This is a genomic window from Nakamurella sp. GG22 (assembly GCF_052976845.2).
Genome location: NZ_JBRIIO020000011.1, coordinates 109,191 through 122,111, shown reverse-complemented (window position 1 = coordinate 122,111; position 12,921 = coordinate 109,191). Strand labels below are relative to the sequence as shown.

11 protein-coding genes are annotated in these 12,921 nt (G+C 67.8%); 8 read left to right on the top strand and 3 right to left on the bottom strand.

Annotated elements, in window-relative coordinates; translation table 11 throughout:
* Positions 1-114 precede the first annotated feature (114 nt).
* Both ACVBEQ_RS13005 and ACVBEQ_RS13000 read left to right on the top strand, forming a co-directional pair.
* Positions 115-978, top strand: coding sequence for an alpha/beta hydrolase (locus ACVBEQ_RS13005; RefSeq protein WP_447153722.1), 864 nt, complete (start codon positions 115-117; stop codon positions 976-978).
* 55 nt (positions 979-1,033) lie between these two features.
* Positions 1,034-1,474: an alpha/beta hydrolase gene (locus tag ACVBEQ_RS13000; protein ID WP_447153721.1), complete on the top strand. Its 441-nt coding sequence runs from the start codon at positions 1,034-1,036 to the stop codon at positions 1,472-1,474.
* 92 nt (positions 1,475-1,566) lie between these two features.
* Here the strand turns inward: ACVBEQ_RS13000 and ACVBEQ_RS12995 are convergent, their stop codons facing one another.
* The gene (locus ACVBEQ_RS12995; protein ID WP_447153720.1) at positions 1,567-3,651 is read right to left on the bottom strand and encodes a glycogen debranching N-terminal domain-containing protein; all 2,085 of its coding nucleotides are present in this window, start codon (positions 3,649-3,651) and stop codon (positions 1,567-1,569) included.
* Positions 3,652-3,865: 214 nt separating this feature from the next.
* Between ACVBEQ_RS12995 and ACVBEQ_RS12990 the strand changes: the two genes are divergently transcribed.
* From ACVBEQ_RS12990 to ACVBEQ_RS12975, 4 genes are all read left to right on the top strand, one after another.
* Complete coding sequence (locus tag ACVBEQ_RS12990; protein ID WP_447153719.1) at positions 3,866-4,993, top strand: LacI family DNA-binding transcriptional regulator; 1,128 nt, start codon at positions 3,866-3,868, stop codon at positions 4,991-4,993.
* Between the two features lie 120 nt (positions 4,994-5,113).
* Positions 5,114-6,451, top strand: coding sequence for a sugar ABC transporter substrate-binding protein (locus ACVBEQ_RS12985; RefSeq protein WP_447153718.1), 1,338 nt, complete (start codon positions 5,114-5,116; stop codon positions 6,449-6,451).
* Between the two features lie 159 nt (positions 6,452-6,610).
* Complete coding sequence (locus ACVBEQ_RS12980; protein WP_447153717.1) at positions 6,611-7,753, top strand: carbohydrate ABC transporter permease; 1,143 nt, start codon at positions 6,611-6,613, stop codon at positions 7,751-7,753.
* Positions 7,750-8,643 carry a carbohydrate ABC transporter permease gene (locus ACVBEQ_RS12975; protein WP_447153716.1) on the top strand — a complete coding sequence of 298 codons (894 nt, stop codon included), beginning with the start codon at positions 7,750-7,752 and terminating at the stop codon, positions 8,641-8,643. Before ACVBEQ_RS12980 ends, ACVBEQ_RS12975 begins: the two co-directional genes overlap by 4 nt.
* A 38-nt stretch (positions 8,644-8,681) precedes the next feature.
* On the opposite strand, the gene ACVBEQ_RS12970 is transcribed toward ACVBEQ_RS12975, so the two are convergent.
* Together ACVBEQ_RS12970 and coaA are read right to left on the bottom strand one after the other, a co-directional pair.
* A complete protein-coding gene (locus tag ACVBEQ_RS12970) occupies positions 8,682-9,530 on the bottom strand; it encodes an aminotransferase class IV (RefSeq protein ID WP_447153715.1) in 849 nt (282 codons plus the stop codon).
* Between the two features lie 73 nt (positions 9,531-9,603).
* Positions 9,604-10,620, bottom strand: a complete 1,017-nt coding sequence (gene coaA / locus ACVBEQ_RS12965; protein WP_447153714.1) for a type I pantothenate kinase — start codon at positions 10,618-10,620, stop codon at positions 9,604-9,606.
* A 120-nt stretch (positions 10,621-10,740) separates the two neighbouring features.
* On the opposite strand from coaA, the gene ygfZ reads away from it, so the two are divergent.
* Entirely contained in the window at positions 10,741-11,865 is a 1,125-nt protein-coding gene (ygfZ, locus tag ACVBEQ_RS12960) for a CAF17-like 4Fe-4S cluster assembly/insertion protein YgfZ (protein ID WP_447153713.1), read from the top strand.
* 17 nt (positions 11,866-11,882) lie between these two features.
* Positions 11,883-12,824, top strand: a complete 942-nt coding sequence (locus ACVBEQ_RS12955) for a threonine ammonia-lyase (RefSeq protein WP_447153712.1) — start codon at positions 11,883-11,885, stop codon at positions 12,822-12,824.
* The last annotated feature ends 97 nt before the right edge of the window (positions 12,825-12,921 follow it).

Sequence of the window (12,921 nt, the reverse complement as noted above, 5' to 3'; positions counted from 1 at the left end):
CTGAGCACACAACGCTGCACGAATCGGAGATTCGCCGACCGGTCGTCGACCTACCGTCGGGCGGTGCCCCGGACGGCCGCAGGGCGCCCCATCACCGTATCCAGGAAGGTCCCCATGACAGAAGCACCCGCCCCGACCCTGACCGATCGGGAACTCGCCGAGATTCAGCGGGCCAACGATTCCGGTCTCACCCCCGTTGCCTTCGTCCACGGCCTGTGGCTGCTGTCCAGCAGCTGGCAGAAATGGCGCGACTTCTTCGAGGGCCAGGGCTACGCCACCATCGCACCGGGCTGGCCGGATGATCCGGCAACCCTGGAGGAGGCGTATCAGAATCCTGATGTCTTCGCGCACAAAATGGTCCAGGAAGTCACCGATCACTATCTCCAGGCGATCTCCCTCCTGACGAAGAAGCCGGCCGTCATCGGCCATTCCTTCGGTGGGCTGATTGCGTTGAAGATCGCCGGTGAAGGCGCCTCGATCGCGACGGTCGCCATCGACAACGCGCCGTTCAAGGGAGTCCTGCCCCTTCCGTTGAGCGCGCTGAAATCCGCGTCGCCCGTCCTGGGTAATCCGGCCAACCGGGGTCGAGCCATTTCCCTGACGCTGGAGCAATTCACCTTCGGGTGGGGCAACACCCTGGATTCGTCGGAAACCAAGGAGCTGTACGAGACCTACCATGTACCCGCCTCCGGTGCACCGCTCTTCCAGGCCGCCGTCGCGAACTTCAACCCTTTCGGCGGCGAAACCAAGGTGGACATCAAGAATCCCGATCGTGGTCCAGTGCTGATCATCGCAGGCGACAATGACAACACGGCCCCCACCGCCATCACCCATGCGACGCATCGGTATCTGGCCAAACACAGCACTGATGTCACCGAACTGGTCGATGTCCCCGATCGCGGGCATTCGCTGACGATCGACCACGGATGGCAGGACGTCGCCGAACTCGCACTCGGCTTTGTCAAGCGCTTCAGCTGACGTCGCGCGCGCCGTCATCACGACATCCCGACCAGCAACATCCCTGGAGATCGACATGACAGAAATACTTCTCGGCGACCTCCCATCGCGACGCAGACGTCGAGGAGCGATCGCCGCGATCGCCCTCGCTGTCACACTGGTGTTCTCACTCACCCTGCCCGGCGCATCGAGTGCCACCGTCGCCGCGCCGGAAGTTTCACCTGCGGCAGCGACCGGTGCCGGCCACGGACCCGGCGCCAAGCCGACGATCGTGTTCATGCACGGCGCATTCGCGGACGCCTCGGGCTTCGCCGGCAGCATCGCCGCACTGCAGCGCGCCGGGTATCCGGTGCTGGTCCCGGCGAATGCGCTACGCGGTCTGACGACCGACTCCGACTCGCTCAAAGCCTTCCTCGGCACGATCACCGGGCCGGTGGTTCTCGTCGGACACTCCTACGGCGGCGCGGTGATCACGAACGCCGCGACCGGCAACCCGAACGTCACGGCACTGGTGTAAGTCGCCGCATATGCCTTGGACGAGGGCGAGACAGTCGATGCGGCAAACAGTCTGGGTGGCGGCCCATTTCCCTTCAGGAACACCGAACCGGGTCAGCCGGCGATCCGCACGTCCAGCGCCGGGTCGCACACCGCGGAGATCAGCGCGCCGTCCGCACCCACGGCCACCGAGAACGGCACTCCGTTGATTTTCAGCCCGGATACCGACAGGGCGCCGACGGAGGGCGACGGGCTGAGCCGGACGACGCCGTTCGGCACGTCGGGATCAAGACCGAGAAACGCCTGCAGCATGACGATCACACCGGCCGCCGCCCACGCCTGCGGTCGGCAGGACGCCGGGTAGGGAACAGGGACGACGAGATCGGACACTGCAAACCCACCGAAGAGCTCGGGAAGTCGCCCGTCGAACGCGGTCCCGGCCGCGAGTAGACCGGCCGCCAGAGCAGCGGCGTGCCGCACCAGGCCGGCCTTGATCAGCCCGTGCACGGCGATCGCAGTGTCGTGCGGCCACACCGATCCGCAGTGGTAGCTCAGCGCCGAGTACCCGCCGGCCGTGTCCGACATGGTCCGCAGACCGAATCCGCTGGACATGCTCGGGTGGATCAGACGGTCGGCCACCGCGCTCGCCTCGTCCGGCGTCAGGATGCCGGTCGCCAGCAGGTGCCCCATGTTCGATGCGGGCGAATCGACCGGGCGCTTGTCCCGGTCGAGCGCCAGCGCGGGGAAGCGGCCGAGATCGTCGGCCACCCAGAACGCCGAACGGAACCGGTCCGCCATCTCCGCGGCGTACCGGCGCCACCGATCGGCACCTGGGCGGCCGAATGCGTCGAGCAGATCGGCACCGGAGAGTGCGGCCTCGTAGGCGTAGCCCTGGACCTCGGCCAGCGCGACCGGCCCGGCGGCGATCGCGCCGTCGGCAAAGCGGACCGAATCGTCGGAATCCTTCCAGCCCTGGTTGGCCAGGCCGCGGCCGGAATCGTCGTAGTAGTCGAGGAAGCCGTCGCCGTCGGCGTCGCCGTGCGTCGCCATCCAATTCAGTGCGCGTTCCATCGAGGGCAGCAGCGCGGCCACTTCGTCAGCCGGCATCCCCCACCGCCATGCGTCGGCGAGCAGGCAGACCCAGAGCGGGGTGGCGTCGACGGTGCCGTAGTAGACCGGGGGCAGCGACGCCGACGCACCGTCATCCGGTCCCAGCGTCGTCACCGACCTGCGTACCTCGTGCGGGATCTTTCCCGGCTGCTCGTCGGTCTCACTGTCCACGGTCACGCCCTGCAGTGAGGCGAGCGCCCGCAGCGTTCCGGCGGCGAGTTCGGTACCCAGCGGCAGTGCCATCCGGGCCGCCCAAATCGAATCGCGACCGAAAAGCGTGAGATACCAGGGCGATCCGGCCGCGAAGAACTCATCGGCCGGCGCTCCGGGGAGAGCCATCCGCAGGGCGTGCAGATCGGCGACGGACCTGCTGACCAGCGGTCCCAGCCGGTGATCGCCGGCGAGCACCGACGGGATCGCGGCCGCGGGCGCCGACCGCGCGGGCACCACGCCGGCATCCCGGTCGCGGACGGCGAGCGACCAGGAAACCGTGACCTCCGACCGCGGGCCGACGACGAGCGGCCATTCCGCGGCAACGCCGGAACCCTCGAGATCGATTCGTGCTGCTGGGCAGGCGACCTCGACCCGCAGCCGCTCGGTGCCGAACCGCACACCCGACGCCGTCACCTCCGGTAGCGCCGGCGTCCCCCGCCGGCCCGCCTTCACCCGGTCCATCTCGAGCAGATCGGAGGCCAACCGGAGACCGACCCGGGTGCGGACCTCGGACGACGACCGGTTGACCAGTGTCAGGCTCTCCACCATGCCGGCCACGTCCGCCGTGCGCCGACGGCGGAGCCAGACGGAGGGATCGGGCGACGGATCCCCCAGCGAGCGGATCACGCTGACGAACTCGGCGCCGTCCGGTCCGACAGGTGACGTGGAGACCGCGTCGGCCTCCGCACCGTCGAACCGGACGGCCGCCTCGGCGAGCACGCGAACGTCAGCGACAAAGGCGCCCTGAGCTCCCTGGGGCCGGACCTGACCGTCCTGCCCGGACAGCACCGTGCAGGGCGCAGCAAGACAGGTGACGAGTTCGTGCAATTGGGGCTGCAATGCGACCTCGGGATCCCGGGTTGTGGTGTGCGACATGGTGTCCCAGTTCGTCCCTTTCTCCCCTGGTCTGCCGGACGTCGTGCGTGCGGGTGATGAAATTGTGACCGCCTCCTGGGAACCCGAGCCTTGACACTTCTCGTGACCACGGCAACACTACGACCATCCTTGGATCGATCCAATACCGCTGATGGCGTGAATTTGATCGATCCAACGGCCATCGCTTCATCGATCTCAGCGAGGAGACGACCGCGTGACGACGCCCGAGCAGACACCGACGCCTTCACCGGCGGTCGGCTCGAATCTGCTCGACACAGCGCACGCGGACGCGCCGGACGCCTCGGCGGGGCAGCCCCCCGGCGCCGGCAAGACGCGGGGCGAACGGGCCACCCTCGGATCCGTCGCCGCCCGCGCGGGCGTGTCCCGCCAGACGGTGTCCAACGTGCTGAACTCACCTCAGCTCGTCCGTGCGGACACCGCGGAACGGGTCAGGGCAGCCATCGCCGAGCTCTCCTACCGCCCCCATCTCGCCGCGCAGCAGCTCCGTACCCGGCGATCGCAGTTGCTCGGCATGCGCATCCACCAGGCGCCCGAACCCACCGTCTTCGACCGCTTCCTGCACGCCGTGACCGAGGCGGCGGCCGCCGCCGACTACCGGGTGATCCTGTACACGGCCGACGACGACGAGCGCGAGATCGATTCCTACGACGAGCTTCTCGACAGATGGAACGTCGACGGACTCGTGCTCACGTATACCCACTCCGGCGACCGGCGCACGAGACATCTCGGCGCGGCGGCCGTTCCCTTCGTGACGTTCGGTCGTCCATGGGACGGTGGCAACGGACACTCCTGGGTGGACGTCGACGGAGCTGCCGGCACCAGGGCGGCCACCCGACACCTGCTCGACTCCGGACATCGACGAATCGGTTTCGTCGGCTGGCCCGGGGATTCCGATGTCGGCAACGACAGGCTCTCGGGCTGGGCGGGCACGGTGAGCGCCGACGGCCTGTCCGTTCCGGAACCACGGCGCTGCCTCAATGACATCGACGCCGGCCGGGCCGCCGCAGCGGATCTGCTGGGTGACAACGATGTCAGCGCGATTGTCTGCGTGTCGGACATCGTCGCGCTCGGCGCTCTTGCAGCGGTGCAGGACCGCGGCCTGCGGGTCGGCAAGGACGTCGCTGTCGTTGGATTCGACGACAGCGACAAGGCGCAGGGCGCTGACCTGACATCGCTCACCCAACCGCTGCAACAAGTGGCCGAGCACTGCCTGCGGATCGTCCTCGATCAGATCAACCACCCCGGCGAGGGGCCGCCTGCGGAACACGTCCTGCTCGCGCCCGCCCTCGCGCTCCGCGGCTCGACCTGCAGAACGGCCTGACCGCCACCCGGCCCGAGCTCTACCGGCCAGGCATCTCCCGACCAGCTTTCCGAACGCAGTCCCCGCACACCGCCTGCCGAATCCATCGCGCCGGCTGACCTACCCCCTGGAGGAATACCGATGTTTGCCAACAGATTCCGGCGGACGGCCATCGCCGTCACCGGCATCACCACGCTGGTCCTCGCCGCCGCGTGCGGCGGCGCCAGCAGCTCGACCCCGGGTGCCGGCAGTGCGACCTCTGCGGATTCAGCCCCGGCCGCAGACGCATCGGGCGGTGCCGCATCCGGCGGTGCCGGTGCGGACGCCTCGAGCGGCGGCGCGGCCGCGGGCGGCGGCGAGATCACCCTGCTCTACGGGGCGTCCGGTCCCGCGGAAACCGCAGCCATCGACTCGGCTGCCGCCGCCTTCACCGAGAAGACCGGCACCAAGGTGACCGCGACCCCCGCGCAGGAACTGGTTCAGCAACTGGCTCAGGGCTTTTCGTCCGGTGACGCGCCGGATGTCTTCTACGTCAGCACGGATCAGTTCGCCAACTACGCAAAAGCGGGCAACTTACTCCCGTACGCGGACTCGCTCTCGAATTCCGAAGACTTCTATCCGGCCCTGAAGCAGACGTTCACTTACGAGGACAAGTTCTACTGCGCACCCAAGGACATGTCCACGCTGGCCCTGTTCATCAACACCGACTTGTGGACCAATGCCGGGCTGACCGATGCGGATATTCCAACCACCTGGGACCAGCTCGCGGAGGTATCCAAGAAGCTCACCAACGGTGATGTCGCGGGGCTGGCTCTCTCCCCGGAGGGCGACCGGCTCAATGCCTTCATGGTGCAAAATGGCGCATTCCTGGTCGACCAGGACGGCAACATCACGGCGAATGACCCGAAGAACGTCGACGCCCTCAAGTACGTGCAGACCCAATTGCAGGATGGGGCGTTCAAGACGCCCAAGCAGCTGGGTGCCGGCTGGGCCGGTGAAGCCTTCGGCAAGGGCAGCGCAGCCATGACGATCGAGGGCAACTGGCTGCTCGGAGCGCTGCAGAAGGACTTCCCCAACACCAAATACACGGTCGCCGAACTCCCGTCAGGGCCGTCGGGCGACAAGGGCACCCTGGTGTTCACCAACTGCTGGGGTATCTCTGCCACGACCGAGAACCCCGACCAGGCAAGGGCATTCGTCGAGGCAATGACCGCCAAGGACCAGCAGCTGACGTTCGCGAAGGATTTCGGCGTCATCCCGTCGATCCAGTCGGCGGAGGCGGACTATCTCAAGGAGTTTCCGAAGAACGAACCCTTCGTCAAGGGGGTCGAGTACGCCAAGGGCGTCATCGGGTCAGCCGGGATCACCGACGTGCTCGCCGACTACAAGGCGCAGCTGGAGGGCCTGCCCACGGGCGCCGACCCGAAGACCATTCTCGACTCGGTCCAGCAGAACCTGACCGACGCCATCGGCGGCTGATCCCGCCGGGTACGGCCGGTGCGGGGCGCACACCGGCCGTGCCCAGTCGGCTCAGCACGTCGTCCCTGTGCGTCGTCGACCGGAACACCCCCGACCGGACACACACCCCACCACCGCACTTCCGCGATTTCGTTGCGCGGCAAGCCTTCAGGAGCCCCTATGTCCGTCATTGGCAGCGGCGGAGTCGAAGAGTCCATCGCAGACATCGAACGATCCCGCACCATCGAAAAGAAGGCTCCGCCCAAACGCCCGCGCGGGTCCCGCAACCGGGACGCCGTTCCGGGCTGGCTGTTCATCGCCCCGGCGGTCATCGTCATCGTCGTCTTCGTTCTGCTGCCGGTGATCTCGGCGCTGTGGGTGTCGCTGTCCGACTGGACTGGCAAGGGTTCGCCGCTGAAGGCGAACTTCATCGGCGTCGACAACTACCAGGCCCTGCTGACCAAACCTGGTCTGGCACAGAGGGATCTGGCCACGTCGTTGCGCAACAACATGTATTACGTCCTTCTGGTCGTGCCGCTGCAGACAATTCTCGCGCTGCTACTCGCCACCACACTGAATCGGCGCCGGCTGCGCGGCAAGGGATTCTTCCGCAGTGCCTTTTACTTCCCGTCGGTCACGTCGTCGGTGGCGATCTCGATCGTGTTTCTGTTCCTGTTCAACGCCTCCGGCGTGGTCAACGCCATTCTGGCGTGGTTCGGGATCAACGGGCCCAACTGGTTCGCCGACCCCAGGGGCGTCGGCCACATCCTGTTGGGTTTGGTAGGGGTCGACACCGAGTCGCCCCCCGAGTGGCAGACCAGCCACGACTTCCTGGGGCTCACCTGGTGGCAATGGTGGGCCGGGCCTTCGGTCGCGATGTGCGCCCTGATCACATTGGCTGTGTGGACCACCTCCGGCACGTTCATGCTGTTGTTCCTGGCCGCCCTGCAGGACATCCCCGACGATGTGCAGGAGGCCGCGATGGTGGACGGCACCTCGACCTGGCAACGGTTCCGGGCCGTCACCCTGCCGGCCCTCAAGCCGACCATGTTCCTGGTCTTGACCCTTGGCCTGATCGGAACCTGGCAGGTCTTCGACGCGGTCTACATCATGAGCCAGGGGGCACCGGCAAAGACCACCCTCACCCCCGCGTTCCTGTCGTACCAGGCCTCGTTCACGAACGGTAAGTGGGGCCAGGGCGCAGCGATCGCGTTCATTCTCTTCGCCATCATCGTCGTTTTCAGCCTGATCCAGCGGTTTGTGATGCGGGATCGCGCCACGCTTGCACGCAGCCGCCGCATCGCCTCCTGGGAGGGAAAGTGAGCACCACTTTGTCCGGACGGCCACTCGCCGGGCCGGTCGCCAAGGCGTCCCCAGAAACGGTCAAGCGGCGCTGGCGGCTCGGTTGGTTGATCTACCTGGTCCTGATCTTCTTCTCGCTCATCTACCTCTACCCGTTCCTCATCCAGGTCGGCACGTCTTTCAAGTTCGACCCCGACGCCGCTGCCAATCCGCTCAACCCGATCCCACAAGAATGGACGCTGGATGCTTACCGGAACCTGGCGTCCCGCGACTTCCCGCTCTGGTTCATGAACTCGGTGATCGTCACGTTCTTTGTCACCATCGGGCGGGTGTTCTTCGATTCGCTGGCCGGGTACGCGCTCGCCCGACTGCACTTCGCCGGACGGTCGGCGATGTCGGCACTCTTCATCGCTCTCCTGGCCGTTCCCGGCGTGGTGCTGCTGATTCCCAAGTATCTCGTTCTCGTCCAGCTGGGCATCTTCAACACTTACTTCGGCATGATCATCCCGCTGATCGCAGATGCCGCAGGGGTTTTCATCATGCGTCAGTTCTTCATCAGCATCCCGATCGAGGTCGAGGAGTCGGCGCGGTTGGACGGCGCGAGTGCATTCAAGACCTTCTGGTCGGTCGTGCTGCCGATGGCACGGCCGGCGGTGATCACGCTCACCATCCTGTCGTTCCAGGCGTCCTGGAACGAACTGCCGCACTTCATCGTTTCGCGCCAGAGCCCTGAACTGAACACCTTGACGTCCGGTGTCGCCACGCTGGTCAGCGGACAACTCGGCGGCGGGACGCAATTCCCGCTGAAAATGGCCGCGGCCCTGCTGATGACGATTCCGGTCGCCATCGTGTTTTTCATATTCCAGCGGTACTTCGTCCGCGGCGCCAGCGCGGGCGCCGTCAAGGGGTGATCAGACCCGACAAGTACTGAGCAGACCCGTCACGGAAATCAGACGGGGACCTCGAGCAGCGCCGACAATTCCGCGGTCAGGCCGCCGTCGGACCGCTCGATCCCGTCGATCGCGATGACGGGCGCCAGCAATCTCGCGCTGGAGGCGAGCCACACGCCGTCGGCGGCATGCAGATCCGCCGCCGTCAGCACTGTGCTGTCGGTGGACCAGCCGGCATCAACGGCCACCCTGAACAGCCGCCGCACGGTGATGCCGTCGAGAATCCCGGGGCTCGGCGGCGTGAGAAGCGTGCGCCCGCGGGCCACCACCACCGACGCCGTCGGCGCCTCCAGGACGGCACCGTCCGACCCGAGGAAGATCACGTCATCGGCGGCGTTCGCCGTCGCGTGCCGCAGGGCGGCCATGTTGACGCCGTAGGACAGCGTCTTGGCGCCGGCCAGCAGCCACGGCGCGGCCTCCGCACTCTCGGCGGTGAAACCCCGGTTCAGCAGCAGGACACGGACACCGTTCACCCGCTGCCGGATGCTGACCGGCGACAGCGCCGCACCGAGGGCGTAACAGACCGGCGTCGAGGCAGACTCCGGCCCGCGACTGGCCACCAGCCGGATCACCATCTGCCGCCCGCCGTCCCAGGCCTGGACAACGGCCATGACCGCCCGACGCCATTCTTCCGGTCCGGGGACGACCATTCCCGTCATCTCGGCGGAGATCGCGAGCCTGGCCAGGTGATCGTTGAGATCGCGGGGGACGCCGTCGACCACCAGGGTGGTCTCGAACACCCCCTCGCCGCGCAGCACCCCGAGATCGTCCGGGCGGAGCAACGGCTCCTCGGGATCGAGCAGGCTTCCGTCCAGCAGCGCCACCAGCGGCGCGGGGTGGTCCGTCACGGTGCACACGGTAGGGGATGCCGGGCAGTGCCACCCGCCGCGGCTCCCGCGCCGGAGCGGGAGCCGGCAGCGGTCAGAGCTTGCGCAGCCTGATCCTGGACACGGCGTGGTCCGGGCCCTTGATCATCACCAGCGTCGCCCGGCCCCTGGTGGGCAGGATGTTCTCGACCAGGTTCGGCTCGTTGATGGACGACCAGATGCTGTTGGCCATTTCCACCGCCTCGCTGTCGGTCAAACCGGCATACCGGCGGAAATAGGAGCCCGGATCGGCGAACGCGGTTTCCCGCAATCGGAGGAATCGCTCGACGTACCACCGCCGGATATCGACCGGGTGCGCGTCGACATAAATCGAGAAGTCGAAGAAGTCGGACAACGCCAGCGCACTGCGGCCCGTTTGATCCAGGCTGGCCGGCTGCAGGACATTGAGCCCCTCGAGGATCAACACATCCGGCCGCCGGACGATCACCTGGTCGTCGGGGAGGATGTCGTACGTCAGGTGGTCGTATCTCGGGGCGCGCACCTCGGCCGCCCCCGACTTCACCTCCGCGACGAACCTGAGCAGCGCCCTCCGGTCGTACGACTCGGGAAACCCCTTGCGCTCCATCATGTTCCGCTGCTGCAGGATCCGGTTGGGATACAGGAAACCGTCGGTGGTGACCAGCTCGACGCGGGGCGTGTCGGGCCAGCGGCCCAGCATCTCCGCCAGCACCCTGGCGGTCGTCGACTTCCCGACCGCCACCGAGCCGCCGACACCGATGACGAAGGGGGTCCGCTCGGTGCGCTCGCCGAGGAACGTGGTGGTGACCTGGTGCAGCGCCCCGGTACCGCCGACGTACATGTTCAGCAGCCGGGAGAGCGGCAGGTAGATGTTCTCCACTTCGTCCAGGTCGATCGGATCGCCAAGGCCACGGAGCCGTTCGACCTCCTCGCTGGAGAGCGGCAGAGGTGTGGAAGCGGCCAGGGCGGCCCAGGCCGGGCGGTCGAGTTCGACGAACGGCGTGACGCCGTGTCCGTTGAACACGGGCGAGCGCCGCCGCCCGGCCACCGACGCCGCCGCGGCAACGGAGACGTCACTGTCGCCGACCACCATGAGGCGCAATTGTGCCGGTCGGTGGGCAGGTCAACCAATCGACGGCCGCTCGCGGAATGTGACCTGCGCCTCATTTCTCGCGATTTCCGGGCCACAACTCCCGCTAACTACCATGGGGGTATGGCAACACCGCTGGCCCCCGTCCCGTATCACTCGCCTCTGCTGCAGCTGCCCGGAGCGGTGAGTGCCACCGGCCTTGACGCCGGCATTGCCTGGCATTACGGCGACCCGATGGATGAGCAGCGAGCCGCCGTGTCGTCCATGGCGCTGTTCGACCGCTCGAACCGGTCGGTCATCACCGTGACCGGCGACGACCGGCTGACCTGGCTGCACACACTGACGAGCCAGTTCCTCAGCTCGATGAGTGACGGCCAGAGCACGCAGGCCCTCGTGCTGTCACCGCAAGGCCATGTCGAGCACCACTTCTCGATCACCGAACTGGACGGCACGGCCTACCTGGACACCGAGCCCGGCGCGGGCGTCGGGCTGTTGGGTTACCTGGACGGCATGCGGTTCTGGTCGAAGGTCGACGTCGCCGACGCGTCCGCGGCGTTCGGATTGCTGACACTTGCCGGGCCGAAGGCGCGGACCGTCGCCAAGCAGGTGCTGACCCCTGCGGCCGCCGCCCTGGATCTGAGCCGTGCCGTACCGCTGGCAGCCGGTGGCTTCGTGCGACCGTCCGACGACGGCGGCCTCGATCTCCTCGTCCCGCGGGACCAGATCGCCGCGCTGGCACGCTCCCTCGTCGCCGCCGGCGCCGTTCCGGCCGGGAGCTGGGCAGCGGATGCGCTGCGGATTCCCACCCGCCGGCCGCGGTGGGGCGTCGATACCGACGACCGCACCATTCCCAACGAGGTGTCCTGGCTGGCCACCGCGGTCCACCTGGAGAAGGGGTGCTACCGCGGGCAGGAGACCGTCGCCAGGGTGCACAACCTCGGCCGCCCGCCGCGCCGGCTGGTGATGCTCAACCTGGACGGCTCCGTGGAGGCACTGCCGGAGACCGGACAGCCGGTCGTCGGCCCGGGCGGCAGGGTGGTGGGCCGGGTCGGGACCGTGGCGCACCACTACGAGGACGGGCCGATCGCACTCGCGCTGGTGAAGCGCACCGTCGATGTCGGCACACCGGTGCTCGCCGGCACCATCGATGCGGCGGTCGATCCGGCGGACGCGCTGGACGCCGCCGACACCGCGACCCCGCTGTCGGCGATCGACCGGCGGGCGCTGAGCCATATACGGCGGAACTGAACCCGATGACGCCACCGATGGTCACTCTCGACCAGATCCTCGACGCCGCCGAGCTCATCCGGCCGCACGCCGTCCGCACACCGCTGCTGGCCTCGCCGTGGCCCGGGTTGTGGATCAAGCCGGAGAACCTGCAGCCCATCGGCGCGTTCAAGATCCGGGGCGCGGTGACGGCGATCTCCCGCCTCGATCCGGAGCTCCGAGCACGCGGCGTGCTGGCGCACTCCTCCGGGAACCACGCGCAGGCTGTCGCCTACACGGCGCGGGCGTTCGGCATCGATGCGCACATCGTCATTCCCGAGAACGCACCCGCCCGCAAGGTGCAGGCGACCCGCGACCTGGGCGCCACGGTCGAGTTGGTTCCTGTCGAACAGCGTTTCAGCCGGCCCCTGGAGCTCGCCCAGGAGACCGGTAAGGCGCTGATCCCGCCGTTCGACGACCCCGACGTCATCTCGGGCCAGGGCACCGTCGGGCTGGAGATCGCGCACGACGCTCCCGACGTCAGAACGGTCCTCGTCCCGGTGTCCGGCGGCGGGCTGATCTCCGGGATCGCGGCAGCGATGACGGCACTGCTGCCGGACGTCAAGGTGGTCGGCGTGGAGCCGGAACTCGCCGGTGACGCTGCCGAGTCCTTCCGGGCGGGCCGGCGGATCCCGTGGACGCCCGCGCAGACGGCGCGCACGATGGCCGACGGACTCCGCACGTTCAGCGTGGGAGAGCTTCCCTGGCAGCACATCTCGACCCAGGTGCACGACATCGTGACGGTCACTGAGGACGAGATAGCGGACGCCACCCGCCGGCTGTTGCTGGAGGCCCGGCTGGTCGCCGAGCCCAGCGGAGCCGTCGCAGCGGCCGCTTTCCTGCACCATCCCGAGCTGTTGCCCGGCGGCCGCACGGTGGCCGTGCTGTCCGGCGGGAACATCGATCCCGCGGTGTTGCTGGCATTGTTGTCCGATGCCTGACCCGGACGCGGTCGCGCTCCTCAGCTGACCGCGCCGTGCCCGACAGCACCGCCACGCCACTCTCGAGGCGACCACCACGCCGGCCCCGACACAACCA